The organism is Alitiscatomonas aceti (assembly GCF_025567195.1).
Taxonomy (GTDB): Bacteria; Bacillota; Clostridia; order Lachnospirales; family Lachnospiraceae; genus Alitiscatomonas; species Alitiscatomonas aceti.
Genome location: NZ_JAOQJF010000038.1, coordinates 1 through 26,021, shown reverse-complemented (window position 1 = coordinate 26,021; position 26,021 = coordinate 1). Strand labels below are relative to the sequence as shown.

Sequence of the window (26,021 nt, the reverse complement as noted above, 5' to 3'; positions counted from 1 at the left end):
GCAGAAAACCATAGCCCTGAAAAAGCCAGGAGTTCTGCGGACTGTCTCATTCTTTTGTTATCCGGGGAAAAAATCGGTATTAACCGACAGCCCCTTTTTCCTCCTGCATGAAAGCTACCCTGTTTTACTTTTTTAGTCGATACCGCTTCAAAAGCTACTGCCTTTTAGTTATCTTCTGCTTTCTTTGCCATAATCTGTTTCCACGCATGCAGTGCCAAAGCCACCGCAATAACAGCATAGCATACGAACACACGGAAGTATTCTCCTAGCTGTGCATTGTCAAACAGATTCTTTCCCGCAAGCGGAGATATGATAAACATCGTATGGAACAGCAATGCACCAAGAATCGCATGACCAATGTTGGCTTTCTTGATGGACGCGCCTCCCACCAGTAAAGCAGCAATGGAAAAAGTACCTACATTTTCATGCGCTGTATAGGTAGTAAAATTTCCAATATCCTGGATAAAAACCAGCTGCCCTAAAGCCGCCAGCAAGGTTGAAATCATAATTGCCATAATACGGATCTTATCTGCCGGAATACCCATAGAAACAGCGATGGTCTGACTTTGGCCTACTGCATGAATGTCACTCCCCAATTTTGTCCTTGAAAGAAAATTAATGGCAAGTCCCACCGCCCCGATCAGAAGGCCTGTAACCACTGGTACATCAGTAAAATTCAAAGCAAACCGTACTGTTTCAGAAACTGTCAAAAGAATATGATATCCTACAAGAGAGAACACTGCAATATAAAGTTTATACTGCTTTTTCCAGTCGATCTTCTCCTTCTTCATCTTAAAAATTAACTGTCCCACAAAAAAAACTGTGGCAAGAATCAAAATTATATAAAGAGCTTTTTCAAGAGAAATCGTCCACAGCTTATTCATCGCTCCCTTTGTCTCTCCATCCAGGTTGATGGGAGTCGTAAGCCCGATCCCGTTAGGCAATAAAAGCGTCTGATTCTTTACCGGAATAACTGGTCCACATAAAAACATAAAAACAAGATCATATACTCCTTTTGCAAAGAATCCTAAAATCATACCCGTAATCATTTCCTGCCCTTTTGTATGATTAAATAAGCGTCCTGTCAGATTTCCAAAAAACAGTGAGAGCGGAACACTGACTATAAAAGCCAAAACGAGTCCGACTACCCCTGTTACAGAAAAATTCATAGAAACCATAATTCCGATCTGTGCCGCCATAGCTCCCAGGACAATACTGAAATTCATTCCCATTCCGGCCCAGACTGGAACCAACAGTGCCAAGATCAATATCAGATTCCGAAACAGTCTGGAAGAAATCTCTCCTACCACATAGGGCATGGGCTGATCCGCCAGGACAATCCCGGCAATACAGATCACAACAAAAAGTATGGTAACCGCGTTATTAACCAGAATCTTTTTTAATAATCCTGTAAAATTTGTTTTCTCACTATGTTCCATCAGCGTTTCCCTCCCTGCATCCGGGATAAGGCATACAAAATGATCCCGTTGCTTACAATGGTCCGCACAACCTCCGATAAATTCCCCTCCGGAATCAAGCTGTTGGCGACTGGTGTTGCGATTGCTAACATGCTCTGGAACATAATCGTTCCAAAGACCACATGGAAGACTGTAACCCGGCTTGGTGTTGCCCCACCAATTAAAACTGCTGCAATAGCTGGAAATGCCATCATAAGAGGCGCATTATACAGCTGATAGAATCCAAAGCCCTGAGCATAAATGATAATTCCAATTCCACCTAGAATTGTAGAAATAACCGTTGCCAGTGTTCTCATGGAATCCACATGAATACCATTGGCCTTCGCAAATTCTGGATTTGATCCCACTGCTTTCATCATGAGCCCAAGACGGCTTCTCATAAATAACCATACAAGGAAACTGAACACCGAGATTACCAGGATCAATCCTACTGGTATCTCTACTCCTGCAACAGAAAACGCCCATAAGTTATTTAGAGCCCTGTCATACCACTTCTCCAATGTAATCGTTGTACGGAGTCCATCTCCGATGGGCCACACAATCGACGGATGGTTAAATGGAAGAATCAGCCAGCCAATACACATTAATGCAACCACAGAAAATCCCACATAGGTGGATACCATCATCTCACTGCCTTTTACCCGGTTAATCAACTGGCTATACGCAAGACCAGCCAAAATGCTGAATGGGATAGAAATGACCATGGCTGCAAAGATACCGCCCACTCCCGTCATATCAAACTGCAAGCTGATCATACCTGCCAAAAGCCCACATTCTATTCCCAATGGAAGAGCAAAGTTCATCCCTGTTCCCGCCATGATTCCCGGCACCATTGCCAGTCCTAAAACCATATTGATTCCCACTCGTACAATACACTGAGAAAAGGTAAGGGGAGCCGGAATGTCCATAAGAAACATCAGAACAATCAAAAGACCAAGAAAAGCCATGATAATCAGTCTTGGAAATCCAAAGGCACTTATTTTATTCTTTATTCCTGTCATTGCTGTTCTCCTTTCCTTCTCCCGACATCAAAAGTGCAAAGTCTACATTGGGAGAATCTGGCTTCAATATTCCCTGAACAATTCCCTGGCCAATAATCGCAATCCGGTCACAAACAGACCGTAATTCATTCAATTCACTGGAAGTCATTACGATTGTAATTCCCAATTCCTTATTAATTTTTACCAGATAATTTAAAAGAATCTGCTTAGCTCCAATATCAATACCTCTGGTAGGCTCCGATACAAACAAAATCTTTGGTTTTGTGATTAATGCTCTCGCAACACATACCTTTTGCTGATTTCCCCCCGAAAGCCGTCCTACCGGTTGTTCTGGTCCAGTACAACGGATATCCAGCTCCCGAATCATCTCATCGACAATCTGACCAGAGCTTTGGCTGTCGAACTGACTGAAGAAAACATACTTCTTTAAAAAGTGCCGATTAACCCGCATATCTGTATAGACCATATTTAAAGAAATCGGTTCCTCTAAAAGAAGCCCTACACCCTTTCTATCCTCTGACACAAAAGCCATTCCCTTTTTAAGAGCTTCACCAACTCTTCCATATTGAAGTTGCTTTCCCTCATAGGTTACTGTCCCTGTGGCTGGATACATACCAAAGATTCCATTGGAAATACTGGTTTTTCCATGGCCTGCAAGCCCACCGATTCCAAAGATCTCTCCCCTTTTCACACGAAAAGAAACGTCCTTACTCTTTTCGCCAGGCATATTTACCTTGAAATGGGATACCTCCAAAATATAATCTTCAGGAAGGTTTCTATTTACATTAATGAGACTTTCTGCCTCCAGCTTTCGTCCCACCATTAACTCAGCAATTTCATGTTTATTGGTATTGGCTGTTTTTTCAGAAAATACCATCTGCCCATCTCTTAAAATCACTACAGAATCTGCCAGTTCCATAACCTCGTCTAATCGATGGCTGATAAATATTACCGCAATCCCCTCATCGGCAACCTTTCTGATACACTCCAAAAAACGTTCTGCTTCGCTTTCTGTAAGAACTGCTGTCGGTTCATCAAGCACAAGAAGTTTCAAATTTTTTTTATCGATTTCTCTGGCAATCTCCACAAACTGCATATGGCCTACAGGAAGTTTATCCACGGTCGTCTGGGGATTTATCTCCATTCCCAAACGTTTAAGAGCCTTTTTCGCATCGCCAATAATAGCTCCCTGATCCAATAATTCGTAATTCTTTCCAGCAATCCTGCTGACCACGGATGGAACCAGGTTTTCACGATTTAATTTAATATTTCTCGCAACAGTAAATCCTGGAAGCAGCATAAATTCCTGATGGACCATCCCGATCCCCAAAGCCATCGCTTCCTGGGGAGATTGGATCTGCACATTTTTTCCTTCAAAGATAATCTCTCCTTCATATCCTCCGGTGTCGTGAATCACGCTCATTCCAAAGAGAATATTCATCAGAGTGGATTTTCCCGCACCGTTTTCACCGGCAAGAGCTACCACCTGTCCCGGATAAATCTCAAAATTGACCCCATCCAATACCACATTTCCAGAAAAACTTTTTTTTATATTTAAAAAATGAAGGAGAGCCTGACTGGACATATTTACCCCTCTTTCTATTTTGTTATTTTCCATTGTAGCAAGGAAAAGATTAGATGCCGCAGTTTAGCGGCGTCTAATCCCTTTCCCATTTTCTTTTTACAGCTGAATGAACTTTCCTAATACGACAAAGAAATTATCATAGCTGGTTCCTGTTTCAATATCAGTATATTTGCGTACACTGACATCTCCGCCTGCAAATTCGGAAAAAATTTCTGTAAATTTATCCAGATCTGCCCGTTCCGTAAACTCGCCGTTGCAATATTCCATTGCATATTCTACTGCCCCTTCAATGAACATAGTGTGCATCGGTGCGCTCCATGCGCCCATCCGGCCGCTCATATCATTCTCTGCAAGCTTTGTGCTGATCTGCTCCTGCATGAAGGAAACGTCGCCCTTTTTATCTTCTGGAACTTCAATCCCTAAAGCCCCCGGGAAAGCATAAAAAACGCTTGGATTATCTGGAAGGGGATAAATTGCTTTGGACTCAAAAACAGCTTTACACATAGGTTCCTGCTGCCCTGCATTCGTTCCAAAGAAAGCCGTATTCTCGCCATACTCTGCCACCTTACGCGGCACATCCTCTAATATATACTGCTGTGTTGCAGCAATTCCTGCGTCACCCTGGGGATCTGGAGAAGTTCCATCAACAAAAGTCAGTCCCAGCTCCTCACACTTTGCCTTCATATTATCATGTCTTGCAATATTTAGTGGCTGAGCCATATGGCGCGGGAAAGAGTAGTGGACTACTGTTGTTGCTCCCATTTCTGCTGCGGCCTCTGCCACCATAGTACCCATCTCTGCCACATCTGGATGAAATACTAAATCCGCTGCAGCACAGATCACATCTGGTGCCTCATTGGGTACGCCTGCCAGAAGCAAAATGTCTGGCCGCTTTTCCCGTACCTTTTCCATTGCAGCTGCCGTACCTTCCATCGCCGTATTACAGATAATTGCTTTTACATCAGGATCTGCTGCCATGGAAAGAGCGATTGAAATAGTGGTCTCCTGTTCACTGGACGCTTTATCCGGAAAAGTCTGGTGGATAATACGGTCTCCATATTTTTCCTTCACAGACTCTGCGGCCCGGTATTCCTCCTCTGCCTGGGATACGGTAGAAGTTAAAATACCAATTTTAAAATTCTCCTCTCCTTCTGTCGCTACACTCTCTGCTTGAGTTTCCGAAGCTCCAGCTGCCTCTGTACTGCTTTCTTTCGGAGTGCTTCCACAGCCTGCCAGAGATACCGCCATTACTGCCGCCAACATTACTGCCAACCTCTTTCTCATTGTTTTTCCTCCTTTTAATTATACATTAAATTATTTTATTCCTATGAAAATGGAACCCCATTTCATTGTTTTAATATTCAAGCATTTCCTTTAAAGTGAGGCAAAGCATTTCCCATTCCTTCTGGATAGTACTCACCATAACGCTTTCTTTTGGCGTATGGGCTCCGGTAATCTGTGTGCCGGAGCATACGATATCTGCATCTGGAAACTGTTTAAAAAATGTTCCACATTCATTTCCACCATGAGATACCTCTACTACCATTTTCTTTCCATATCGTTTTTCAAAAACTTTCTGAACCAAACTGCTTAAACGGTTATCAGCTTTGTACTCCCACTCTGGAGAATCAGATTCCACTAAAAAATCCGCACCGAAAGCCCTTGCAAGACGCCTATTCTTTTCCACTATGTACCGCTTCTTACTTTCCAAACCACTTCGATAATTAACCCGGACAGTAATCTCCTCCCCTTCTGTTGATATGGTCCCAACATTGCCACTTGTTTCTGCAACACCAGGAACTTCCATGTTCATTGCAATTAATCCACTATCAATATTCATCAAAAAGTCAAGCACTCTCTCCGTTCCTGCTTGATCAAAGCAATCGTCTGCATTTCCTACTTCCTCAGAAATAACTGTAACTTCCGGATCACTTACCTTAAATTCCTTTTTTAATATATTTTCCCATCTCTCAATGAGTACTTTCCATTCATTCCTCTTTTTTTCCTCGACAGCCACAACAGCTTCAGCCTCGCGACAAATTGCATTGGTCTGAAGTCCACCGGAAATCCATGAAAGCTGAGCTCCCAGTTCATTTTCTGCGTCCACAAGAATTCTTGTTATAATCACATTGGCGTTTCCCCTTTCCTTCGTGATATCCAATCCACTGTGCCCGCCTTTCAAACCGCGAATCTTTAATTTCATACACACCATACTATCTTTCAATGGCCCTCTAGCTGCTTTCAATTTCATCCGGACCACAGAGGACCCCGCGCAACCCACTACGATTCCTTCATCACTGCAATCCAGGTTAAGAATCACTCTTCCTTTTATTCTGGAAAAATCAAGAGCTTTTATCCCACTCATTCCTGCTTCCTCATCAGCAGTAAAAACAACCTCTAATGCTGGATGGGGAATCTCCTTTGATTCCAGAACACACATAGCAAAAGCAAGACCCGTGGCATTATCTGCGCCTAACGTAGTTCCATCTGCATAAATACGATCCCCATCCCGCATAATCCGAATAGGATCCTTTTTGAAATCATGAACTGTATCGGCATTTTTTTCACAGACCATATCCAAATGAGCCTGAAGGACTACAGTAGGAGCATTTTCATATCCAGAAGTAGCTGGTTTCTTAATAATAAGATTATTGGTTTTATCCTGATAGGTTTCCAGCCCCAGTTTTTTACAGAATGTGTAGATATAATCACTGATCGCCTTCTCGTTTTTTGAACCATGGGGAATCTCGCTCAATTCACTGAATACTTCAAATACACGCTTTGGTTCTAAGCCTTCCAGACACTTCGCTGTTGCCATATAATTTCTCCTTTCCTGCTTCACTCTTTACCCTTTATTTTGTCTGATATATTTCATCTTGTATTCATTGTTGTATATATCAGATTATAGACATATTACGACATCATGTCAATGCAAATATGTGTATTAATCATATTTTTGTGTATGATTATAGAATTTTATTATAATTTTTTATCAATTTTGACTAAAACTCAATTTTCTCCGCCAAAATATTGCAACCACCTCAAAAATATGCTAAGATTTTATCGTATACAACACACAGGGAAGTAAAAACATATGCCAAAAACCAATTTAAAGACATTGGCCTATCACCATATCCGCCAGAAAATCATTACCTGCGAATATGCGCCAGGCGCTTTTTTAAACGAAGAGATGTTAACTGAAGATATGCATCTAAGCCGGACCCCGGTCCGGGACGCTCTAAGCCGCCTGGAACAGGAGGGCCTGATTCAGATCCGATCCAAGCGTGGAATTATGGTTACACCACTTTCTGTCAAAGAAATAAATATGATATATGAAATGAGACTGCTTTATGAACCTTATGCTCTCATGAATTATGGGGCCCTTCTCCCCCAGGAATCACTGACCGAGTTTTATCATATTTTCTCACACAAAAATTCAAATAATGAATGTTTTCAGAACAATGATTATTTTTACGATCTGGATTCCCGTTTTCACTTAATGATCATTGAAACCTGTCCTAACACCTATATCCACCGGTCCTACCGCCTAATTCATGCCCAGGATACCAGACTCCGATACATGACTGGAAATGTTTCCAATAATCGCCTGGAAGAAACCTTCCGGGAACATCTTGCCATCACCGTCCCCTGTCTCCAGGGGAATTGGGAAAAAGCCGCAGAGAAAATGGTGCTGCACATTGCGGAATCAAAAAAATCCGCCTTTCACTTGATTTTTGAGAACTCTGCTGACTCCATTCATTTGCCAAAAACACCCCCGGCTTTTTTATAGCTGCAACCGAAAAGACGGTGACGAACTAACATCTTCCAAGCCATCATACATGCGGTTCAGCACATGGTGTTTTCAACCATCGATATCAATGATTCGATACCATTGCCTTTAATATACAGTTCTCCCACTATTTACTCAGAAACATTCAGGATTTATACCTGTTGGAAACATGTGCCGGCAGGCGGACTATCAAAACCCCGGCTCCCCCATTCTTCACAGAACAGGCCCGCCGGGGCTGATCTTTTATCTTTCTGCCCGCCGCTCCGCCAGGGCGATCCCCTGGTACATAAAGGCCGCCAGGATACAGAGGATCACAATGGACATGAGTACCAGGTCCAGTTTAAATACCTGGCTCCCATAAATGATCAGATATCCCAGCCCCAGCCGGGCGGCCAGAAATTCTCCGATGATCACTCCCACCAGGCAGAGCCCCACGTTTACCTTCATATTGCTGATGATCAGAGGGACAGATCCGGGAAGAAGGACCTTAAACAGGATCTCCCTCTTTCCTCCCCCCAGGGAGCGGATCAGACGGGCCTGGTCCGGGTCCATGGACATAAATCCGTTGTGGAGCGTTAAAATAGAGCCGAATACGGCCACCGAAACGGCGGCCGCCACAATGGTCCTCATGCTGCTCCCCAGCCAGACAATGAGGATCGGGGCCAGGGCCGATTTGGGGAGGCTGTTTAACATCACCAGATAGGGATCCAGGATCTCTGCCAGGCTTTTACTGGACCAGAGGGCCACGGCCCCAAGGATCCCCACCGCAGTTACAAAGAAAAAACTCACCAGAGTCTCCAGGATGGTGACTCCGGTGTGTAAAAAAATGCTTCCATCCAGCACCATGGAGAAAAAACAGCGGACGATGCGGGATGGAGAGCTGAAAATAAAAGCATTGATCACACCGGTCCTGGCGCAGGCCTCCCAGAGGACCAGGACCGAAAGGAAAAGAAAGAGCCGGGCCAGGACCACCATCTGGCGGCGGCGCAGCTGTCTTGCCACAAATTCCTGCTGGGCCAGGGTTTCATGCGTTTTCATGAGACACCTCCAAATCACTGGGATCGTTCCTATTCTTTCAGAATCTTCCACACCTCATTAAAATAAACGGAAAATTCCGGAAAATTTCTTCTTTTCAATGGACTATCCGCTTCTTTGGGAAACGTAATAGAAATGGTATCTTTGATACGGCCGGGGCGGCGGGTCAGGATAAGGATCCGGTCCGCTGCGCTCACAGCCTCTGAAAGATCGTGTGTAATAAGAACTGCCGTCTTTTTCCGGCTGCGGATGATGGTGCTGATATCGTCGCAGACCGTGAGCCTGGTCTGATAGTCCAGGGCCGAAAATGGTTCGTCTAACAGCAAAAGATCCGGCTCCAGGGCCAGGGTCCGTATGAGGGCCGCCCGCTGGCGCATGCCGCCGGAAAGCTCCGAGGGCCTGGCTTCGGCAAAGTTTCCAAGGCCATAAGCCTTAAGAAGCTCTTCCACCTTTTTTTCATGGTCTGGATCCATCTTTTTCTGGATCTCCAGCCCCAGACAGGCATTGGAGCGTATCGTCCTCCACTCAAAAAGATGATCCTTCTGGAGCATGTAGCCGATCCTGGTATCTCCTTCCAAAACCGGCTGGCCATCCAGAAGGATCCTGCCGGAATCCGGCTTTAAAAGGCCGCAGATCAGGGACAGCAGTGTGGATTTCCCACAGCCCGACGGCCCCACCACTGCCAGAAATTCTCCTGTCTGCACCTGAAAGGACAGATTGGAAAGAGCCTCCGTCTCCCCCTCCATCGTATGGTAGGAATAGCATAAATGACTGACTTCCAGCTTGGGAATCATGGACCACCTCTGAACATCTTCTGTTTCTATCAGAATATGCCGCCTGCGCTCCGGGCGTGAATCCGGCATTTCTGGCCGTAAAAAGCCGGATGCCCCGGCCCTGGACCCATCGTATTTTTATTAGGTATTGTATCGAAGGCTCTGTATATTGTATAATATCCATCATGAGACAGGGCATAAAAGACAGGTCCAGACATGGCTCCGGGCATATATAGAGCCATGTGGAAGAGAGGGGTGGTCTTATGACGGTTGCAGAAATATTACAGGAAATCGTGAAGATCGGCCGCAGATACCAGGCCAGAGAGGTGGTCTTATTCGGTTCCAGGGCAAAGGGAACCGCTGCTGAACGAAGCGATATCGACATTGCGATCTCCGGATGCAGGGACTTCAACCGGTGCAGGGATGAGATCGACGACATTCCTACCCTGTATTCCATCGATGTTGTAAACATGGATACCTGTGCAAACGAACTGTTAATGGAGGATATCAGAAAATATGGAAGAAAGATTTTATAAGAGATATGAAAGCTTTAAACGTTCCCTGGATGCACTTGCAGAGGCAAGGCAGAGAGATATGAGCGATTCCTTTGTCCTCAGCGGCACAACGGCAAAATTCAGCATTACCATGGATCTGGCCTGGAAGGTGATGAAGGATATCATCGTAGGCTACTATGAGATCGCAGATTTTGTGACAGGCTCCCCAAAAGAAGTGCTGAAAAAAGCATTCCAGGCAAAGCTGATCAGCGACGACACATGGCTGGAAATGCTCCGGACCAGGAATGAGCTGGCCCATGATTATGATGGAGCGATCATTAAAAGCGCCTGTATGACCATCATTGGAAGGTATCTGGATCTGTTTTATGATTTTCGTAATACCGTAGATGAGCTGCTGAAGGAATCTCTATGATCCGATGTTCTGGCCGTAAAAGCCGGATGCCCCGGCCCTGGACCGGCGGCCAGAAAACTCCCCGGTGGTCTTTCCCGCCGGGGAGAAGGCCAGTCTGATCCATCCCGGCTCACCGGCCGCCCTGGCGCGGCCCCTGGCAGGCCATCATGTACCGGTTATGGGCGTCCTTCATACAGGCGATCAGAGGCTTCTGGGTCAGGGCAAAGTACCGTTCCTTTATCTCCCTCTCCAAAACTTCTGTATCAGTCCTCAGGTTTTTCCCCACGAACATGGACGCCACAAAGTTCTTTGTGACTGAAAGGATCGTATTGCAGTCCACGTCCAGGATCCTTCCCGTGTCCCTTTCCACCACCAGGCTGATGTAAAATTCCCCATGAAGATTATAAATGGCGTCCTCCCGGCTGGGCTTGGCCTGGCCTACCACCAGGACCGTATTTTCTGCATACACCGTTCTGCTCCCCCTTTTTTCCGTTTTCTTCCGGCTCCATCCGTTTCCCAGAGCCGTATTCCCCTCCTCATTTTACTATAAACCTGCTGCCTTTGTAAATCCCGGAAGCCTTGACTTTTCCCCCGTTATAGGCTAAGATGGTCTTAACAGATAACGATTCTTTTATTTAAAGGGACTCCTGCCCGGATGCTCCCTCCTTAAGTAAGAGCCATGAATCTCAACGGGATACGTGGGTCTTTTTTTATTGCCCTTAAGGGCCGGATCCTGCATATCCGCGAATTTTCCATGGAGGATCAAAAAATGAATTTCTATCACCAGCTGGATGCGATCATGAAGCAGGACATGGGAGGCCGGGGCCTTCTTGCGTCCCTTCCGGAAAATCCCATCAAAAAAGCAGCCGAATCCTTAAGACATGCCGCCCGTATCATCCTTTTAACGGGCTTTCCCGTCCGCATGGAGGACGGCGGCTGTATCGGAGAGACCGACGGCCCCTCCGGCACCGCCAACCTGGCCTTTGCCTTTACCCAGGCCGGAGCCCAGGTCCTGGTGGTCACAGACCGGGCCTCCTACCATCTCCTGGAGGAAGCCCTCTCCTACCGGGCTCCCAAGGCGGCCCTTTCCATGATCCCTGAGGACGCATCCGGGGACTTCATAAGAGACTGCATCCGCTCCTTCCGTCCCACCCATTTTATCAGCCTGGAGCGGCCTGGAAAGGCTCTGGACGGTCACTACCACAACATGCGCGGCGAGACCATCGACGACATGATCACCGACTCTGCCCTGTTCCTGTCCGAGGCCCGCGCCTTCGGGGCAGAGACCATCTCCATCGGTGACGGCGGCAATGAAATGGGCATGGGCACCTACCGCCATGAGATCGAGGCCCATGTTCCCTGCGGAAAGCTGATCTGTGCCAGCGAGGCGGCAGATATCACCCTGGCCAGCGGCGTATCCAACTGGTGGGGCTGGGGGATCGCGGCCCTTCTTTCCCTGCAGGCCGGCCTGTATCTCCTTCCCACCGAATCCCAGGAGGCCGAGCTGCTCCACCGGGTGGTGGAGGCCGGCGGCGTGGACGGGTGCACAAAGGAACACACGGAGACCGTGGATCACTTATCCCTGGCTGTCCATCTTTCAGTGCTCCGCTCCGTCTCCCAGGCTCTTATGGCCCAGATGGAGGAAAACGGCCAGGCGTCTGTATTTTTCAGTTCCGTAAGCTCCCGCCCGGTGCAGGCGTAACGCACCAGACGGCCCGCTGCGGGATCTCTCCTGCGGCGGGCCGTCCGGCCTTTTTCTGTCTTTTTATATTCCTATTCCGCTCCGGCGTTGATATAATTCACAAGGCCTCCGGCGGCAATGATCTTCTGCATGAACGGAGGGAACGCCTGTCCCTCGTAGGACTCATCCTTTGTTCTGTTGTGGATGATCCCGCGGTCAAAATCCACCTCCACCTGGTCGCCGTCCCGGATGGCCGCAGCGGCTTCCGGACACTCGATGATGGGAAGGCCGATATTGATGGCATTGCGGTAAAAGATCCGTGCAAAGGTCTCGGCAATGACACAGCTGACGCCGGCACACTTGATGGCCAACGGCGCATGCTCCCTGGAGGAGCCGCAGCCGAAATTTTTCTCCGCCACGATGATGTCCCCAGGCTGTACCTTATGGATAAACTCCTTATCGATGTCCTCCATGCAATGCTTCGCCAGCTCCTCTCCGGTGGTGGCGTTTAAATACCGGGCCGGGATGATCACATCCGTATCCACGTTGTCTCCATATTTAAATACTCTTCCTTCTGCCTGCATGCTGCATCCCTCCTATAAACCAAGCTCCCACGGGGCGGAGATCCTTCCAGTTACCGCGCTGGCCGCCGCCACTGCGGGACCTGCCAGGTACACCTCCGACTCCACATGGCCCATACGTCCCACAAAGTTCCGGTTGGTGGTGGAAACGCACCGCTCTCCCGCTGCCAGAACACCCATATAGCCGCCCAGACAGGGGCCGCAGGTGGGAGTGCTCACCACAGCGCCGGCTTCGATAAAGATCTCTAAAAGACCTTCCCGCATGGCCTGGAGGTAAATGGACTGGGTGGCCGGGATCACGATGCAGCGGACATTTTTTGCCACCCTCCGTCCCTTTAAGATCTCTGCCGCCTGACGGATATCCTGGATCCGGCCGTTGGTACAGGAACCGATGACCACCTGGTCGATCTTCACCTCTTCAAAGGTTCCCATTTCCTTTGTGTTCTCCGGAAGATGGGGGAAGGCCACAGTGGGCTTTAATGCAGCCAGGTCAATGGTGTACACCGCGTCATAAACCGCGTCCTCGTCGGCCTCGTATACAGTATACGGCCGGTCCCCATGTTCTTTGATATACTGGACCGTCGTCTCATCCACCGGGAAGATCCCGTTCTTTCCTCCTGCCTCGATGGCCATGTTGCAGATGGTGAGCCGGTCGTCCATGGTCAGATGCTTCACACCGTCCCCGGTGAACTCCATGGATTTATAAAGAGCGCCGTCCACTCCGATCATACCGATGATATGGAGGATCACGTCTTTTCCGCTGACCCATTTGGAGGGCTTTCCCGTAAGGACGAATTTTAAGGCCGGCGGCACTTTAAACCAGGCCTTTCCCGTGACCATGCCAGCCGCCATGTCAGTGCTCCCCACTCCGGTGGAGAAGGCGCCCAGGGCCCCGTAGGTACACGTATGGGAATCGGCGCCGATCACCGCATCCCCGGCAGTCACCAGTCCCTTTTCCGGCAGGAGTGCATGCTCGATGCCCATGTCTCCCACGTCAAAATAGTTGGTGATCCCGTGAACATTGGCAAAATCCCGGCAGCATTTGCAGTTTTCTGCCGATTTTATATCTTTATTGGGGATAAAATGATCCATGACCAGGGCGATCTTTTCCTTATCAAAAACAGTCTGGTCCTTCATTTTCTTCATTTCATTGATGGCCACGGGAGATGTGATATCATTTCCCAGCACCAGATCCAGCCCTGCCTCGATCAGCTGGCCTGCCTTTACCTCTGGAAGCCCCGCATGGGCGGCCAGGATTTTTTGCGTCATTGTCATTCCCATCTGGAATCTCTCCTCTCGTTTGGAACTGCCTGTTGACATTTTAGCATGGGATTCACTATAATAGAAATACATAATATGAATGTTAAATATGAAATGGAGTTATAAATATGGAACAGCATCTGTCTCAATACCGTATATTTTATGAAGTGGCCCGGTGCGGCAATATCTCCCGGGCTGCAAAAGAACTGTATATCAGCCAGCCGGCCATCAGCAAGGCCATTGGAAAGCTGGAGGAAAGCCTGGGGACCCGGCTTTTTCTCAGAAATTCCCGGGGCGTCCAGCTCACCCCCGAGGGAAACGTGCTCTTCCAGCATGTGTCTGATGCCTTTGATTCCTTAAGCCGCGGAGAAAAGGAATTAAAGCGGATCCATGATTTCCACATTGGCCAGTTAAAGATCGGCGTCAGCAATACCCTGTGCAAATACGTTCTCTTACCTTATTTAAAGAGCTTTGTGGAAAAGTATCCCCATGTGAACATCACCATAGAAAGCCAGTCCACCGCCCATACCCTGGAGATGCTGGAGGCCCGGAAGATCGACATCGGACTGGTGGCAGAGCCCAGGGCCAGAAGAGGATTGAATTTCACTCCTGTCATGGAGATCCACGACGGCTTCGTCTGTACCCCCGCCTATATGGAAAACCTGACCCTGCGGGAGGGACCGGCCCCGGATATCTTCAAAACGGGAAATATCATGCTCCTGGACCGCAGCAACATGAGCAGGAAGCACCTGGATACCTACCTGTCTGACCGGGACATCGAGGTAAACCAGCTTCTGGAGGTGACCGACATGGCCCTCCTGATCGAATTCGCCCGCATCGGTCTGGGCATCGCCTGCGTGATCCTGGATTTTGTCTCCGACGATCTGAAAAACGGGACCCTCATGGAGGTCCCGCTGGATGCGCCGATCCCCAGGCGGGTCATCGGCTTTGCCTGCCCGCCCCAGGACCAGTCCCAGACCTTAAGAGAGTTTCTGGCCTTCTGCTCTACTCCCCAGGCCTGATACCGGTGGCTTCATAAAATTTTTCCATGCTGCCGTACTTAAAGACCATCTTCAGCTCGCTTCCGATGCTGTTTAACATAGTCTCATCCGGCACCTGGTCTCTGTGGTACCATCCGGCCTCCGAAAGCTCGTCCTCCTGGAGACGGATGGTATCGTCTCCGTCCAGCTCTGCGAAAAATCCGATCATCTCCGTATCGGAAAAAGCCCAGGGCTGGCTCTTATAGTAACGGATATTTTTTACCTTCAGCCCCACTTCTTCCATGACCTCCCGGCGCACTGTATCCTCAAAGGTCTCTCCGATCTCTACAAAACCGGCGATCAGCGCATAGCCCCGGTACGGATTATTGCTGACCCGGTATCTGGACAGGATGATCCTGTCTCCATCTGTAATGGCCACGATCACGGCCGGGCAGATCTTGGGGTATTCCGTCTGGCCGCAGAAGGGACAGACCACCGCCCGCTCCGTTTTACTGTCCTCGGTCTCATGGCCGCAGCGGCCGCAGAACCTCCGGCTCTCCTTCCATCGGTGGAGCTGGGTGGCTGTGATCCCGGCAAAGGCCTGGTACATGGGCGTCATTTTCCGGAACACCGGGGTAGGACAGAATTCATACCCGTCCTCTTCTCCCTGGAGCATTTCCCGCACATAATAATACCCCGTTCCGTCGATGGCAAACAGATAATACGCCTTCATTTTCAGCCGCACCTTTTCCATGGGGAAATCTGAAAATCTGGGGATCTCATAATTTCCATCCTCTGCTTTTCTTAAGAGCGTTTTATTGCTCTTCATATATAATACAAAATCTTCGTCCCTGGCCTCCGGCTGGCGGAAGGACAGGTCAAACCTGTGTTCTCCAATATCCTGGATCATAGCAGTCTCTCCTTTTTTCGTCGTTGTACAAGCCCAGAGGGCATACGCCCATACTGAAAAATATCATACGCCATGAAGCGGGTTTTGTCAAATCCGGCAGCCGCATAAGTTTTCTTTCCTTTTCTTGCTTTTCGTTTTTCATTCTGGTACAATGAGGCAGAGCGATTTTTTACGGGAGAAGGTGCATACCATGAATGTAACAGATTTCAATTTTGAATTACCCCAGGAGCTGATCGCCCAGGATCCTTTAGAGGACCGGGCCGCATCCAGGCTCCTTGTATTAAATAAGGAAACGGGAAATATCAGCCACCGGCATTTCCGGGATATCAGGCAATATTTAAAAAAGGGAGACTGTCTTGTCATCAATGACACAAAGGTGATCCCGGCCCGTCTCATCGGCCACAAGGTGGGAACCGACGCAAAGATCGAGGTCCTGCTATTAAAGAGAAAAAGCGACAATGTCTGGGAGACACTGGTAAAGCCGGGGAAAAAGATGAAGGAGGGCGCAGAGGTCTCCTTCGGAGACGGCCTTTTAAAGGGAACGGTCGTGGGCGTTGTGGACGAGGGCAACCGCCTGATCCAGTTTGAATACGACGGGATCTTTGAAGAGATCCTGGACCAGCTGGGACAGATGCCCCTGCCGCCCTACATCACCCACCAGTTAAAGGATAAAAACCGCTATCAGACGGTCTATGCAAAGCACGACGGCTCTGCAGCCGCTCCCACCGCCGGTCTCCACTTTACCCAGGAGCTCCTTCAGGAGATCCAGGATATGGGCGTCACCATTGCCCATGTGACCCTCCATGTTGGCCTGGGAACTTTCCGGCCCGTAAAGGTGGACACCATCGAGGAGCACCACATGCATTCAGAGTTTTATGTGGTGGAGGAGGAAGAGGCGAAAAAGATCAACGACACGAAGAAAAACGGAGGCCGTGTGATCTGTGTGGGCACCACCAGCTGCCGTACCCTGGAGTCTGCCACCGGTGAGGACGGGATCTTAAAGGCAGGAAGCGGCTGGACCGATATCTTCATCTACCCGGGATACCGTTTTAAGATCCTGGACTGCCTGATTACCAATTTCCACCTTCCGGAATCGACCCTGGTGATGCTGGTCTCCGCCCTGGCCGGACGGGAGCACATTTTAAACGCATACCAGGAAGCCATAAAAGAGCGGTATCGTTTCTTCAGCTTTGGCGACGCGATGTTCATTACCAATGATCCTGTCTAAGCCTTTCACGCCCTGCGCCGGAAACGGCGGGTCCGGCGGGCCCGTCCCAGGCGGCGGGGCGTTTTCCATCCCAGGCCATGGGATCACAGCAGGATACAGCACTTATGAATCAGAAAAAGGAGGATCATCAATGGAGGAAGCCATTCGTCTTAATAAATATCTCAGTGACGCCGGAATCTGCTCCCGGCGGGAGGCGGACCGCCTCATTGAAGCCGGAAAGGTGCTGGTGGACGGACAGACTGCGTCCATGGGCATGAAGGTAGCTCCCGGCCAGACTGTGGTCTGTGACGGAAAGACCGTAGGCGGAAAGGACAAGCCTGTATTCCTGGCGGTCAACAAGCCCAGGGGGATCGTGTGTACCACCTCTGACAAGGACCAGGCTGAAAATATCGTGGAATTTTTAAATTATCCCCAGCGGATCTACCCGGTGGGCCGTCTGGACAAGGACTCCGAAGGACTCCTCTTAATGACAAACCAGGGAGACATTGTGAATAAGATCCTCCGGGGCGGGAATAACCATGAAAAAGAATATGCCGTAGCTGTCAACCATCCGGTGACAGAGGAATTTCTCCAGAAAATGCGCGAAGGCGTATGGATCGAAGACCTGGCCGTAAAGACAAAGCCCTGCAAGGCCTGGAAGACCGGTCCCTATACCTTCCACATCATACTGACCCAGGGCTTAAACCGGCAGATCCGCCGTATGTGCCGGGCCCTGGATTTCCATGTAAAGCACTTAAAGCGGGTGCGGATCATGAACATCACCCTGGGCGGACTGGAACGGGGCCAGTACCGGGAACTGACGGAGGCGGAGGTGGCGGAGATCCGCCGCCTGGTGAAGGACTCCACCAATCTTCCCATGCAGGCAGCCATGGCCGGGAAACCGGCCAGCATGACCAGAAGACCCGCGGATCCCGCCAGGAGGCCGGCTGCCAGACAGGAAAGGAGGGACCGAAATGGATGATCGGTTAAAACGGATGAAGGAGCTGGCCGGTGTCCTTTCTGAAGCGTCCAGAGCCTATTACCAGGAAAGCCGGGAGCTGATGAGCAACCTGGAGTATGACCGGCTGTACGACGAGCTCTTGAGGCTGGAGGAGGAGACTGGCACAGTTTTTGCCGGAAGCCCCACCCAGAAGGTAGGCTATGAGGTCTTAAGCGAGCTTCCCAGGGAGCGTCATGAAAAGCCCATGCTTTCCCTTAATAAGACAAAGAGTGTGGATGAGTTAAAAGAATGGCTGGGAAACCAGACAGGCCTCCTTTCCTGGAAAATGGACGGTCTCACCGTGGTGCTCACTTACGAAAACGGTGTCTTATCCAAGGCAGTTACCAGAGGCAACGGCGAGATCGGGGAGGTGATCACCGGAAACGCCAGGACCTTTGTGAACCTTCCCATGTCCATCCCATACAAGGAACGGCTGATCCTGCGGGGGGAAGCCGTCATCACCTATTCAGATTTTGAAAAACTCAACGCCTCCATCGCAGACGCAGACGCCCGGTATAAAAATCCCAGGAATCTGTGCAGCGGCTCCGTCCGCCAGTTAAACAGCGCCGTCACCGCCAGCCGGAACGTCCGTTTCATGGCCTTTTCTCTGGTACAGGCCGATGGCGTGGATTTTAAAAACTCCCGGAAGGAGCAGTTTTTATGGCTGGCTTCCATGGGCTTTGAGACTGTGGAGTTTGTGGAGGTGACCCCGGAGACCCTGGAGGCGGCAGTGGAAGATTTCAGCCGCCGGATCGGGGACAGCGACATCCCCTCCGACGGCCTGGTGCTTCTCTATGACGATATCGCCTACGGCGCATCCCTGGGCCGCACCGCCAAATTTCCCAGAGATTCCATTGCCTTTAAGTGGGCGGACGAGCTCCAGGAGACCACCCTCTCCTATATTGAATGGAGCGCCTCCCGGACGGGACTTATCAATCCGGTGGCCGTATTCCAGCCAGTGGAGCTGGAGGGGACCACCGTAAGCCGGGCCAGTGTCCACAACCTCAGTATCATGGAGGGGCTGGAGCTGGGAGCCGGAGACCGGATCACCGTTTATAAGGCCAATATGATCATCCCCCAGATCGCCGATAACCTGACCCGCAGCGGCGTCAGGGATATCCCTGCCCACTGTCCCGTCTGCGGAGGGGCAACAGAGATCCGCAGCGTCAATGATATAAAATCCCTGTACTGTACCAACCCGGACTGCCAGGCCAAAAAGATCAAGGCCTTCGATCTTTTCGTCAGCCGGGATGCTTTAAATATCGACGGTCTTTCAGAAATGACCCTGGAAAAATTCATTGCCGCCGGGTTCATCCACGAATTTGCCGATATCTTCCATCTGGACCATCACCGGGACGCCATTGTCACCATGGAGGGCTTCGGGGAAAAATCCTATGAAAACCTGGTACAGGCCGCAGAAAACGCCTCCCATACCACGCTCCCGCGGCTGATCTACGGCCTGGGCATCGCAGGCATCGGCCTGGCCAACGCCAAAATGATCTGCCGTCATTTCCGCTTCGACCTGGATGCCATGCGCAGGGCCGACGCTGAGGAGTTATGTGCCATCGACGGCATCGGAGCCGTCCTGGCAGACGCCTGGGTGGGATACTTTAAGGATCAGAAAAACAATGAGAGCCTGGACCGCCTTTTAAAGGAGCTGACCCTGGAGGACGGCCCGGAGGAGGCTGCGGACGGTCCCCTGGCAGGAAAAACCTTCGTGATCACAGGCTCTGTGACCCATTTTGCCAACCGGAAGGCCCTCCAGGAACGGATCGAGGCCCTGGGAGGAAAGGCCACAGGCTCTGTGACATCCAAAACCAGCTACCTGATCAACAACGATGTGACATCAAATTCATCAAAAAATAAGAAAGCCCGAGAGCTGGGGATCCCCATTCTCTCAGAGGAAGATTTTCTTAAGATGACCGAGGAAGACGACCATGCCCATTAAAATTCAGAACGATCTGCCCGCGCGGGCCATACTGGAAAGCGAAAATGTATTTATCATGGATGAGGCCAGGGCCTCCAGCCAGGATATCCGTCCTCTGGAGATCCTGATCCTGAATCTGATGCCCTTAAAGGAGGACACAGAGACCCAGCTTTTAAGGGCCTTATCCAACACCCCCTTACAGGTGGAATGTACGTATATGATCATGTCCACCCACGAATCCACCCACACCTCCGCCAGCCACTTAAATAAATTTTATGTGACCTTCCAGGATGTAAAAAACCGCCGCTTCGACGGTATGATCATTACCGGAGCGCCGGTGGAGCTGATGGAATATGAGGAGGTCAATTACTGGGAGGAATTAAAGACAGTCATGGAATGGAGCCGGTCCCATGTGACCTCCACCATGCACCTGTGCTGGGGCGCCCAGGCTGGGCTTTACTACCACTACGGGATCCCCAAATATAAAAGGGAGGAAAAGCTGTCGGGCATCTACACCCACAGGACTCTGGACCGGAAGGTCCCCCTGATGCGGAGCTTCGACGATACCTTTCACTGCCCCCATTCCCGATACACTGAGGTCCGGGAGGAGGATATCCTGAAGCACCCGGAACTTAAGATCCTTGCCCGCTCCGAGGAAGCCGGAGTCTTTCTTGTGATGAACCGGGACGGAAGCCAGATCTTCGTCCAGGGCCATCCCGAATACGACCGCATGACCTTAAACGCCGAGTATCACAGGGATCTGAACCGCGGACTGGATCCAGCTCTTCCCAGGAATTATTACGACCATGACGATCCCTTCTCCATCCCTCCCCTGACCTGGAGAAATATGGCCAACACCCTGTACTGCAACTGGCTGAACTTCTACGTTTACCAGGTGACGCCTTACGATCTGTATAAGGAGCCGTCTCCGGAAGTGATCTAGCGGTTTCCAGAATCATAAAAGCTGCCTGCTCCTCCGTAATATGGAGGGTCAGGCAGCTTTTATTTTATATACACTCTTTATCCCGTTTTTGTTCATAGATCTCTTTCAGATCATCAATGGCCATCTCAACATCAAGCGTATGGAAACCAGGCCAGCATTCATTCATGGTTTCCGCATCGGCGGCTTTATATATTTCATTACTGCACTCCCCTGTATAATAATGCCAGTAGCGGTACGTATATCCGCTCCAGTACATTACCTCCATAGAGTAAGATATGCCCGTCTTTTTAAGTCCTCCAACTTCGTCATTCAGCTCCTCAAGAATATATTCCTCGCCTGCCCACTGCATCCGGTCATAAACATCATCCAGGGCCGCCGCAACTTTACTATTCATAAAAGCTTCTATAAAAAATGGGCAATCATATCCAGCTTTCAGAGCAAGTTCAAATAATCGTCCTTGTATATCACAAAGCTGGCGCTTTTCAAGTGTAAGTTTTTCCATTCTATTCACCCGCTTTTAATATTTCGTCAAAAAACATGCCGTCACGACGATACTTCCGGCAGATCTCATCTGCCATTGCGATTCCCTTTGAACGGTTGGCTTCACTCTCCTGCTTCAGTTTTTTGCGATCATCCTCCGTAAGTTTCTGTTCATCAAGAATCCCACGGATTCCCGATTTTGAGCCATGATAAAGCGTTACGATTTCGTTTGTTCTGATCATATGATTCTCTTCCGCCCGAGTCATCTCTTTTATGGTTACGGAGTTTTTCATGGCAGTCCCCTCCAGCAGCAGTATACGATTGGAACACTCTGATTGTAGCACATGAGAGAATCAAAGACAATACAACTCCCCCAGAAATCCACGGACCAGATTGTCAAAAACCAGCTCTTCCATGGCCTTCAAAGACACGGCTCTGATCTCTGCCATCGTGCGGACTGTGTTCTCCAGCGCTTCTGAAACTGTTCCCGGAGCCGTCCGCTTCCCATCCTCTGGCCCGTTCTCATAGGCCCACTGTACCGCTCCCAGCCCGTCCGTTTCCACCAGGATCCGGTCCCTGGGGACCCGCCTTGCCGCCTGTGCCACCGCGGGATTCCACCACGCATCCGGTCCCACAGAAAAGTAGCAGTCCAGAGCCAGATACTCCTCCAGATATTCCTCACAGGAATACCAATGTACAAGATACCGATTCGGATACTCCTTCAGAATGGAGGCAATGGCCTTTTCCTGGCCTTTGGTATGGAGGACCACCGGCTTTTTAAGGGAACAGGCCATGGCCAGCTGTTCTCTGAATACCCGCTCCTGGACCGGAAGGGGCACCTGGCACCAGACGCTGTCCATACCGATCTCGCCAACCACCGGGCACCGCCGGATATATGGCTCCATATCCTGAACCGTATACTGGTCTGCATACCAGGGATGGAGCCCGGCGGTGGGGATCACGGCTCTCCCCTTAAGCCATTCCAGCCTGGAAAACAGCTTCCCGGCTTCCTCCGGCCCTGTGGCGCAGATCAGGGAAAGGATCCCCTTTCCGGTCCGCTCCTCCCATTCTGTATCGTTCCCCAGATGGGCATGGGCATCACAAAGCATCATTTCCCTTTCTCTCCTTTCCCATGATCCGTCCATGGATCTCCCGGCGCAGCTCTCCCTGTCCATAAAGCCAGTCCCGGTCCCTCTGGGTCTCACAGACAGAGATCTCCCCGTGGATCCCTGCCGGAGCCGGGTTCAGGATCAGGATCCGGTCGGATAAATAGATGGCCTCATCCATATCATGGGTCACCAGGACCACTGTTTTTCCCAGCTCCTTTCTCATGGCCAGGAGCCAGTCCTGCATTTCTCCCCTGGTGATCACATCCAGGGCTCCAAAGGGCTCGTCCAGAAGAAGGATGTCTGCGCTGCAGAGGGCCGTTCTCAAAAAGGCGGCCCGCTGGCGCATCCCGCCGGAAAGAGAGGCAGGATAGCTGTCTTCATACCCCTCCAGACCAAATACAGGAAAATATTCCCTGGCCCGCTCCCGCATTTCCTCCAGAGAGCCGTGGATCCGTCCGTACAGGCACACATTGTCCAGGATGGTTTTCCAGGGAAACAGAAGATCGTTCTGGGGCATATAGGCAAAATGGCTTGAAAGCCCCCGGATCTCTTCTCCATCCACCAGGATCCTCCCGCGATCAGGCGAAAGGATCCCGGTCAGAAGCTTCAGAACCGTAGACTTTCCGCAGCCCGACGGCCCCAGGAGGCTGACAAACTCTCCCTCTGCCACGCCGAAGGAAATATCCTCCAGAACCTGCCTTTCCCCATAGGAAAAAGACAGGCCGGAAATCTCCAGCTTCATCATTTTCTTTACTCCTTATCTGGAAGAAATTCATTGGTATAGCACTCAGCCGCCGGGATTGCCTCCTGGATGACACCGTACTCCACCATAAATTCCGTATAATTATCCCATACCTGGTCCTTCATCTCTCCCCAGCGGTCCGCATCCTCCGCATACTTGTCTGCCAGGTACTTCTGGGACATGGTGAGCATTTCCAGGGAATAATCCGGAGCATATTTATGAAGGATCTCTGCACTCTCCTCCGGTTTTTCCATGGCAAATCCATATCCCCTGGAGGTGGCAGCCAGGAATTTCTTCACCATCTCCGGCTTCTCCTCCAGGACCTTATTCCCTGCAATGATCACCGGCGTATAATAATCCAGCCGCTCGTCCAGATCCCGTACCGGCATATAGCTGATGGGGAAATCATTGAGTTCACATTTCACACTGTCCCACGCCTCGTAGAACCACATGATATCCACCTTGTCCTTTAAGGCCTCAAACCCGGAGCCATCGGAGATCACCAGGTTCAGCTTTGAAAAATCGGCTCCAGCCTGGGTCATGACCGCCTTTAATACGGCTTCCTCTCCCGGGCCGCCCCAGCCCGCATACGTTTTCCCCTCAAAATCCTTTGGAGAATGGATCCCCTTATCTTTGTAAGCCGCAAAGCCCGAGGTATTATGCTGGATCACTGCCGCAATGGCCTTAATGGGAAGCGGATCCTCGGACGTTAAGGCAACGGTCACATCCTCCTGGTAGCTGATCCCGAAATCGCCTTTTCCCACAGCCACCAGAGAAGCCGTAGCCCCTTCTGTCGGCTCCACAATATTCACCTTCAGTCCCTCTTCCTCATAATACCCCTGGTCCAGGGCCACATACATGCCTGTATGATTGGTGTTTGCCACATAATCCAGGATCACGGTCACCTCTTCCAGCTCCGCCTTTTCCGAAGCTCCCCCTGCTGTCTCACTTTCTCCTTTTTTTCCACAGCCTCCCAGGACCATGGATACTGCCAGGGCACAGGCCGCTGCAGCCGCAAGATTCCTCTTCATCTTTCTCATTGTCTTCTCCTCCAGTTTTTATGTTCTATATTACCGCTGTTTTCTCAGATACGGCATTCCCAGGTACTGGTACAGCCGGATGAGCCCGTTCATGCACAGGCTTAAAAAAATGATCACTGCCACACAGGCAAACACCTTATCCAGCATATAGCCATTTTTCACCCGCAGAAGGTAATAGCCCAGCCCTTCCTGGGAGCCGATCCACTCTCCCACCACAGCTCCGCTGATGCTGTATGTGGCCGCCACCTTAAGTCCCGAAAGAAGCGCCGGCACTGCCGCCGGGATCTTCACCAGACAATAGGTTTTCCATTGTCCTGCCCCATAGGACCGGACCAGATGCACATATTCCGCATCCACCTGGCTCAGTCCATCAGAAAAGCTCACCGCCACCGGGAAAAAGCACATTAAAACCACTGTCAGGATCTTGGGAGCAGCGCCGAAGCCCATATAAATGATGAAAATCGGCGCCAGAACGATCATGGGCACCGTCTGTGTCACCACCAGGACCGGATAAAGTCCCTGGCGGATCATTGGAAAACAGTCCATAAGGATCCCCAGCGCCAGGGCCAGGACCAGGGAAATGGCCACGCCCGCCAGGGCCTCTGCCACTGTTACCCGGGCATGCAGCGCCAGCACAGGCAGTTCCTGTACCAGGGTTTCCGCCACCTGGACTGGCGACGGCAGCACATATAGGGGGATCCCAAAGATCCGTACCGTCCCCTCCCAGAGGACCAGGAGGCCCAGAATGAAGAAAGCCGGCATCAGCCTTTCCGATGTCTGTTTCATACAAATTTTCTCCTTTTCCATTAAAAAAAGACCGCCGGATAACGGCAGTCAGTCAGGCATACGCTTATGTCCCTACGTTGGCATTATCCAAATCAGGTTATGGGTCGAAATTCACAATTTCCTCTCAGCCTGTATACAGGCTCCCCTTGTTATGAATCATATTTTTACATCTGGAACTGATTATAGCACGGAATCCAGCCTTACGCAACGGCAAAGTTCAAAAAAGACCGGAACTCCCATAAAAGAGTTCCGGCCTTATAAAGCCTAGTCGGTAAGGAAGCAGGACACGAAGTGGCCCGGGCTGATCTCCTTCAGCTGCGGCTCCTCCGAGCGGCAGCGGTCCGTCGCATACGGACACCGGTTCGCAAAACGGCATGCCTTCGGCGGCTCGATGGGCGAGGTGATCTCTCCCTTTAACAGGATCCTCTCCCTCCGGTTGTCCAGGGACGGGATCGGGATCGCTGATAACAGCGCCTGGGTATACGGGTGCGTCGGGTGGGCGAACAACTCCTCCGACGGTGCCTTCTCGATCAGCTTTCCAAGATACATGACCGCGATGTCGTCCGAGAAATGGTTTACTACGGACAGGTCATGGGTGATGAACATGTAGGTCAGACCCATCTTGTTCTGCAACTGCTTCATCAGGTTCAGGATCTGCGCCTGGATCGATACGTCCAGGGCGGATACCGGCTCGTCACACACGATGAACTTCGGGTTTAACGCCAGTGCCCTCGCGATCCCGATCCTCTGGCGGCGGCCTCCGTCCAGCTCGTGGGGGTATGTGTTGATCAGACGGTCTGCAAGGCC

27 protein-coding genes and 1 riboswitch are annotated in these 26,021 nt (G+C 50.4%); of the genes, 9 read left to right on the top strand and 18 right to left on the bottom strand.

The features are described 5' to 3' along the window. Positions 1 to 164: 164 nt before the first annotated feature. The 5 genes from OCV69_RS14345 to pepD form a co-directional block, all read right to left on the bottom strand. Positions 165 to 1,439 carry an ABC transporter permease subunit gene (locus tag OCV69_RS14345; RefSeq protein ID WP_022272164.1) on the bottom strand — a complete coding sequence of 425 codons (1,275 nt, stop codon included), beginning with the start codon at positions 1,437 to 1,439 and terminating at the stop codon, positions 165 to 167. Next, entirely contained in the window at positions 1,439 to 2,479 is a 1,041-nt protein-coding gene (locus tag OCV69_RS14340) for an ABC transporter permease subunit (RefSeq protein ID WP_158359946.1), read from the bottom strand. Before OCV69_RS14340 ends, OCV69_RS14345 begins: the two co-directional genes overlap by 1 nt. After that, positions 2,460 to 4,064 carry a sugar ABC transporter ATP-binding protein gene (locus tag OCV69_RS14335; protein ID WP_158359948.1) on the bottom strand — a complete coding sequence of 535 codons (1,605 nt, stop codon included), beginning with the start codon at positions 4,062 to 4,064 and terminating at the stop codon, positions 2,460 to 2,462. Before OCV69_RS14335 ends, OCV69_RS14340 begins: the two co-directional genes overlap by 20 nt. 96 nt (positions 4,065 to 4,160) lie before the next feature. Beyond that, positions 4,161 to 5,348: a DUF3798 domain-containing protein gene (locus tag OCV69_RS14330; protein ID WP_158359950.1), complete on the bottom strand. Its 1,188-nt coding sequence runs from the start codon at positions 5,346 to 5,348 to the stop codon at positions 4,161 to 4,163. A gap of 70 nt (positions 5,349 to 5,418) precedes the next feature. Then, positions 5,419 to 6,882, bottom strand: a complete 1,464-nt coding sequence (pepD, locus tag OCV69_RS14325) for a beta-Ala-His dipeptidase (RefSeq protein WP_022272160.1) — start codon at positions 6,880 to 6,882, stop codon at positions 5,419 to 5,421. Positions 6,883 to 7,158: 276 nt separating this feature from the next. Here pepD and OCV69_RS14320 point away from each other — a divergent pair, with 276 nt between their 5' ends. Then, complete coding sequence (locus tag OCV69_RS14320) at positions 7,159 to 7,854, top strand: GntR family transcriptional regulator (protein ID WP_158359952.1); 696 nt, start codon at positions 7,159 to 7,161, stop codon at positions 7,852 to 7,854. A 243-nt stretch (positions 7,855 to 8,097) separates the two neighbouring features. On the opposite strand, the gene OCV69_RS14315 is transcribed toward OCV69_RS14320, so the two are convergent. Then, positions 8,098 to 8,892 (bottom strand): ABC transporter permease, encoded by a 795-nt coding sequence (locus OCV69_RS14315; protein ID WP_158359954.1) that lies wholly within the window; start codon positions 8,890 to 8,892, stop codon positions 8,098 to 8,100. 29 nt (positions 8,893 to 8,921) lie between these two features. Next, positions 8,922 to 9,683 carry an ABC transporter ATP-binding protein gene (locus OCV69_RS14310; RefSeq protein ID WP_158359956.1) on the bottom strand — a complete coding sequence of 254 codons (762 nt, stop codon included), beginning with the start codon at positions 9,681 to 9,683 and terminating at the stop codon, positions 8,922 to 8,924. A 242-nt stretch (positions 9,684 to 9,925) separates the two neighbouring features. Between OCV69_RS14310 and OCV69_RS14305 the strand changes: the two genes are divergently transcribed. Further along, complete coding sequence (locus OCV69_RS14305; RefSeq protein WP_158359957.1) at positions 9,926 to 10,198, top strand: nucleotidyltransferase family protein; 273 nt, start codon at positions 9,926 to 9,928, stop codon at positions 10,196 to 10,198. Next, the gene (locus OCV69_RS14300; protein WP_158359959.1) at positions 10,179 to 10,589 is read left to right on the top strand and encodes an HI0074 family nucleotidyltransferase substrate-binding subunit; all 411 of its coding nucleotides are present in this window, start codon (positions 10,179 to 10,181) and stop codon (positions 10,587 to 10,589) included. Before OCV69_RS14305 ends, OCV69_RS14300 begins: the two co-directional genes overlap by 20 nt. Before the next feature lie 109 nt (positions 10,590 to 10,698). Here OCV69_RS14300 and OCV69_RS14295 read toward each other — a convergent pair whose 3' ends face one another. Then, complete coding sequence (locus OCV69_RS14295) at positions 10,699 to 11,037, bottom strand: DUF3870 domain-containing protein (protein ID WP_158359961.1); 339 nt, start codon at positions 11,035 to 11,037, stop codon at positions 10,699 to 10,701. Between the two features lie 300 nt (positions 11,038 to 11,337). On the opposite strand from OCV69_RS14295, the gene OCV69_RS14290 reads away from it, so the two are divergent. After that, positions 11,338 to 12,270 (top strand): DUF4392 domain-containing protein, encoded by a 933-nt coding sequence (locus tag OCV69_RS14290; RefSeq protein ID WP_158359963.1) that lies wholly within the window; start codon positions 11,338 to 11,340, stop codon positions 12,268 to 12,270. Positions 12,271 to 12,341: 71 nt separating this feature from the next. On the opposite strand, the gene leuD is transcribed toward OCV69_RS14290, so the two are convergent. Both leuD and leuC read right to left on the bottom strand, forming a co-directional pair. After that, positions 12,342 to 12,833 (bottom strand): 3-isopropylmalate dehydratase small subunit, encoded by a 492-nt coding sequence (gene leuD, locus OCV69_RS14285; protein WP_022273957.1) that lies wholly within the window; start codon positions 12,831 to 12,833, stop codon positions 12,342 to 12,344. A 12-nt stretch (positions 12,834 to 12,845) separates the two neighbouring features. Beyond that, positions 12,846 to 14,111: a 3-isopropylmalate dehydratase large subunit gene (leuC, locus tag OCV69_RS14280; RefSeq protein ID WP_158359964.1), complete on the bottom strand. Its 1,266-nt coding sequence runs from the start codon at positions 14,109 to 14,111 to the stop codon at positions 12,846 to 12,848. A 107-nt stretch (positions 14,112 to 14,218) separates the two neighbouring features. On the opposite strand from leuC, the gene OCV69_RS14275 reads away from it, so the two are divergent. Next, the gene (locus OCV69_RS14275) at positions 14,219 to 15,112 is read left to right on the top strand and encodes a LysR family transcriptional regulator (RefSeq protein WP_158359966.1); all 894 of its coding nucleotides are present in this window, start codon (positions 14,219 to 14,221) and stop codon (positions 15,110 to 15,112) included. Here the strand turns inward: OCV69_RS14275 and nudC are convergent. Continuing rightward, a complete protein-coding gene (gene nudC, locus OCV69_RS14270) occupies positions 15,096 to 15,980 on the bottom strand; it encodes an NAD(+) diphosphatase (protein ID WP_158359968.1) in 885 nt (294 codons plus the stop codon). The two genes, OCV69_RS14275 and nudC, sit on opposite strands and share 17 nt — an antisense overlap. Before the next feature lie 190 nt (positions 15,981 to 16,170). Here nudC and queA point away from each other — a divergent pair, with 190 nt between their 5' ends. The 4 genes from queA to metA all read left to right on the top strand — a co-directional run bounded on the left by queA (position 16,171) and on the right by metA (position 21,057). Further along, a complete protein-coding gene (gene queA, locus OCV69_RS14265; RefSeq protein WP_262563176.1) occupies positions 16,171 to 17,208 on the top strand; it encodes a tRNA preQ1(34) S-adenosylmethionine ribosyltransferase-isomerase QueA in 1,038 nt (345 codons plus the stop codon). A 130-nt stretch (positions 17,209 to 17,338) separates the two neighbouring features. Further along, the gene (locus OCV69_RS14260; protein ID WP_262563175.1) at positions 17,339 to 18,169 is read left to right on the top strand and encodes a pseudouridine synthase; all 831 of its coding nucleotides are present in this window, start codon (positions 17,339 to 17,341) and stop codon (positions 18,167 to 18,169) included. Beyond that, complete coding sequence (gene ligA / locus OCV69_RS14255) at positions 18,162 to 20,135, top strand: NAD-dependent DNA ligase LigA (protein WP_262563174.1); 1,974 nt, start codon at positions 18,162 to 18,164, stop codon at positions 20,133 to 20,135. The genes OCV69_RS14260 and ligA overlap by 8 nt, the downstream gene beginning before the upstream one ends. Next, positions 20,125 to 21,057 (top strand): homoserine O-acetyltransferase MetA, encoded by a 933-nt coding sequence (gene metA, locus OCV69_RS14250; RefSeq protein ID WP_158359970.1) that lies wholly within the window; start codon positions 20,125 to 20,127, stop codon positions 21,055 to 21,057. Before ligA ends, metA begins: the two co-directional genes overlap by 11 nt. A gap of 64 nt (positions 21,058 to 21,121) precedes the next feature. Here metA and OCV69_RS14245 read toward each other — a convergent pair whose 3' ends face one another. The 7 genes from OCV69_RS14245 to OCV69_RS14215 form a co-directional block, all read right to left on the bottom strand. Then, complete coding sequence (locus OCV69_RS14245) at positions 21,122 to 21,559, bottom strand: hypothetical protein (protein ID WP_158359972.1); 438 nt, start codon at positions 21,557 to 21,559, stop codon at positions 21,122 to 21,124. Between the two features lies 1 nt (position 21,560). Then, positions 21,561 to 21,830, bottom strand: coding sequence for a hypothetical protein (locus tag OCV69_RS14240; protein ID WP_022273948.1), 270 nt, complete (start codon positions 21,828 to 21,830; stop codon positions 21,561 to 21,563). A 60-nt stretch (positions 21,831 to 21,890) separates the two neighbouring features. Further along, positions 21,891 to 22,649: a TatD family hydrolase gene (locus OCV69_RS14235; protein ID WP_158359973.1), complete on the bottom strand. Its 759-nt coding sequence runs from the start codon at positions 22,647 to 22,649 to the stop codon at positions 21,891 to 21,893. After that, positions 22,636 to 23,391: an ABC transporter ATP-binding protein gene (locus OCV69_RS14230; protein ID WP_262563173.1), complete on the bottom strand. Its 756-nt coding sequence runs from the start codon at positions 23,389 to 23,391 to the stop codon at positions 22,636 to 22,638. Before OCV69_RS14230 ends, OCV69_RS14235 begins: the two co-directional genes overlap by 14 nt. Positions 23,392 to 23,396: 5 nt before the next feature. After that, entirely contained in the window at positions 23,397 to 24,428 is a 1,032-nt protein-coding gene (locus tag OCV69_RS14225) for an ABC transporter substrate-binding protein (RefSeq protein ID WP_262563172.1), read from the bottom strand. 30 nt (positions 24,429 to 24,458) lie between these two features. Beyond that, the gene (locus OCV69_RS14220; RefSeq protein WP_158359975.1) at positions 24,459 to 25,214 is read right to left on the bottom strand and encodes an ABC transporter permease; all 756 of its coding nucleotides are present in this window, start codon (positions 25,212 to 25,214) and stop codon (positions 24,459 to 24,461) included. A 52-nt stretch (positions 25,215 to 25,266) separates the two neighbouring features. After that, positions 25,267 to 25,371, bottom strand: a riboswitch (TPP riboswitch). Between the two features lie 107 nt (positions 25,372 to 25,478). Continuing rightward, the coding region (locus OCV69_RS14215; protein ID WP_262563171.1) for an oligopeptide/dipeptide ABC transporter ATP-binding protein at positions 25,479 to 26,021 on the bottom strand (543 nt) is incomplete at its 5' end.

Bases quoted from the DNA above. Each gene is read 5' to 3' on its own strand.
- OCV69_RS14230 (WP_262563173.1), bottom strand. From the start codon at position 23,391: ATGATGAAGCTGGAGATTTCCGGCCTGTCTTTTTCCTATGGGGAAAGG.
- OCV69_RS14220 (WP_158359975.1), bottom strand. From the start codon at position 25,214: ATGAAACAGACATCGGAAAGGCTGATGCCGGCTTTCTTCATTCTGGGC.
- OCV69_RS14320 (WP_158359952.1), top strand. From the start codon at position 7,159: ATGCCAAAAACCAATTTAAAGACATTGGCCTATCACCATATCCGCCAG.
- OCV69_RS14340 (WP_158359946.1), bottom strand. From the start codon at position 2,479: ATGACAGGAATAAAGAATAAAATAAGTGCCTTTGGATTTCCAAGACTG.
- OCV69_RS14335 (WP_158359948.1), bottom strand. From the start codon at position 4,064: ATGTCCAGTCAGGCTCTCCTTCATTTTTTAAATATAAAAAAAAGTTTT.
- pepD (WP_022272160.1), bottom strand. From the start codon at position 6,882: ATGGCAACAGCGAAGTGTCTGGAAGGCTTAGAACCAAAGCGTGTATTT.
- nudC (WP_158359968.1), bottom strand. From the start codon at position 15,980: ATGATCCAGGATATTGGAGAACACAGGTTTGACCTGTCCTTCCGCCAG.
- OCV69_RS14305 (WP_158359957.1), top strand. From the start codon at position 9,926: ATGACGGTTGCAGAAATATTACAGGAAATCGTGAAGATCGGCCGCAGA.
- OCV69_RS14240 (WP_022273948.1), bottom strand. From the start codon at position 21,830: ATGAAAAACTCCGTAACCATAAAAGAGATGACTCGGGCGGAAGAGAAT.
- OCV69_RS14300 (WP_158359959.1), top strand. From the start codon at position 10,179: ATGGAAGAAAGATTTTATAAGAGATATGAAAGCTTTAAACGTTCCCTG.
- OCV69_RS14245 (WP_158359972.1), bottom strand. From the start codon at position 21,559: ATGGAAAAACTTACACTTGAAAAGCGCCAGCTTTGTGATATACAAGGA.
- OCV69_RS14330 (WP_158359950.1), bottom strand. From the start codon at position 5,348: ATGAGAAAGAGGTTGGCAGTAATGTTGGCGGCAGTAATGGCGGTATCT.
- OCV69_RS14235 (WP_158359973.1), bottom strand. From the start codon at position 22,649: ATGATGCTTTGTGATGCCCATGCCCATCTGGGGAACGATACAGAATGG.
- ligA (WP_262563174.1), top strand. From the start codon at position 18,162: ATGGATGATCGGTTAAAACGGATGAAGGAGCTGGCCGGTGTCCTTTCT.
- OCV69_RS14275 (WP_158359966.1), top strand. From the start codon at position 14,219: ATGGAACAGCATCTGTCTCAATACCGTATATTTTATGAAGTGGCCCGG.
- OCV69_RS14290 (WP_158359963.1), top strand. From the start codon at position 11,338: ATGAATTTCTATCACCAGCTGGATGCGATCATGAAGCAGGACATGGGA.
- leuC (WP_158359964.1), bottom strand. From the start codon at position 14,111: ATGGGAATGACAATGACGCAAAAAATCCTGGCCGCCCATGCGGGGCTT.
- leuD (WP_022273957.1), bottom strand. From the start codon at position 12,833: ATGCAGGCAGAAGGAAGAGTATTTAAATATGGAGACAACGTGGATACG.
- OCV69_RS14345 (WP_022272164.1), bottom strand. From the start codon at position 1,439: ATGGAACATAGTGAGAAAACAAATTTTACAGGATTATTAAAAAAGATT.
- queA (WP_262563176.1), top strand. From the start codon at position 16,171: ATGAATGTAACAGATTTCAATTTTGAATTACCCCAGGAGCTGATCGCC.
- OCV69_RS14310 (WP_158359956.1), bottom strand. From the start codon at position 9,683: ATGATTCCCAAGCTGGAAGTCAGTCATTTATGCTATTCCTACCATACG.
- metA (WP_158359970.1), top strand. From the start codon at position 20,125: ATGCCCATTAAAATTCAGAACGATCTGCCCGCGCGGGCCATACTGGAA.
- OCV69_RS14225 (WP_262563172.1), bottom strand. From the start codon at position 24,428: ATGAGAAAGATGAAGAGGAATCTTGCGGCTGCAGCGGCCTGTGCCCTG.
- OCV69_RS14315 (WP_158359954.1), bottom strand. From the start codon at position 8,892: ATGAAAACGCATGAAACCCTGGCCCAGCAGGAATTTGTGGCAAGACAG.
- OCV69_RS14260 (WP_262563175.1), top strand. From the start codon at position 17,339: ATGGAGGAAGCCATTCGTCTTAATAAATATCTCAGTGACGCCGGAATC.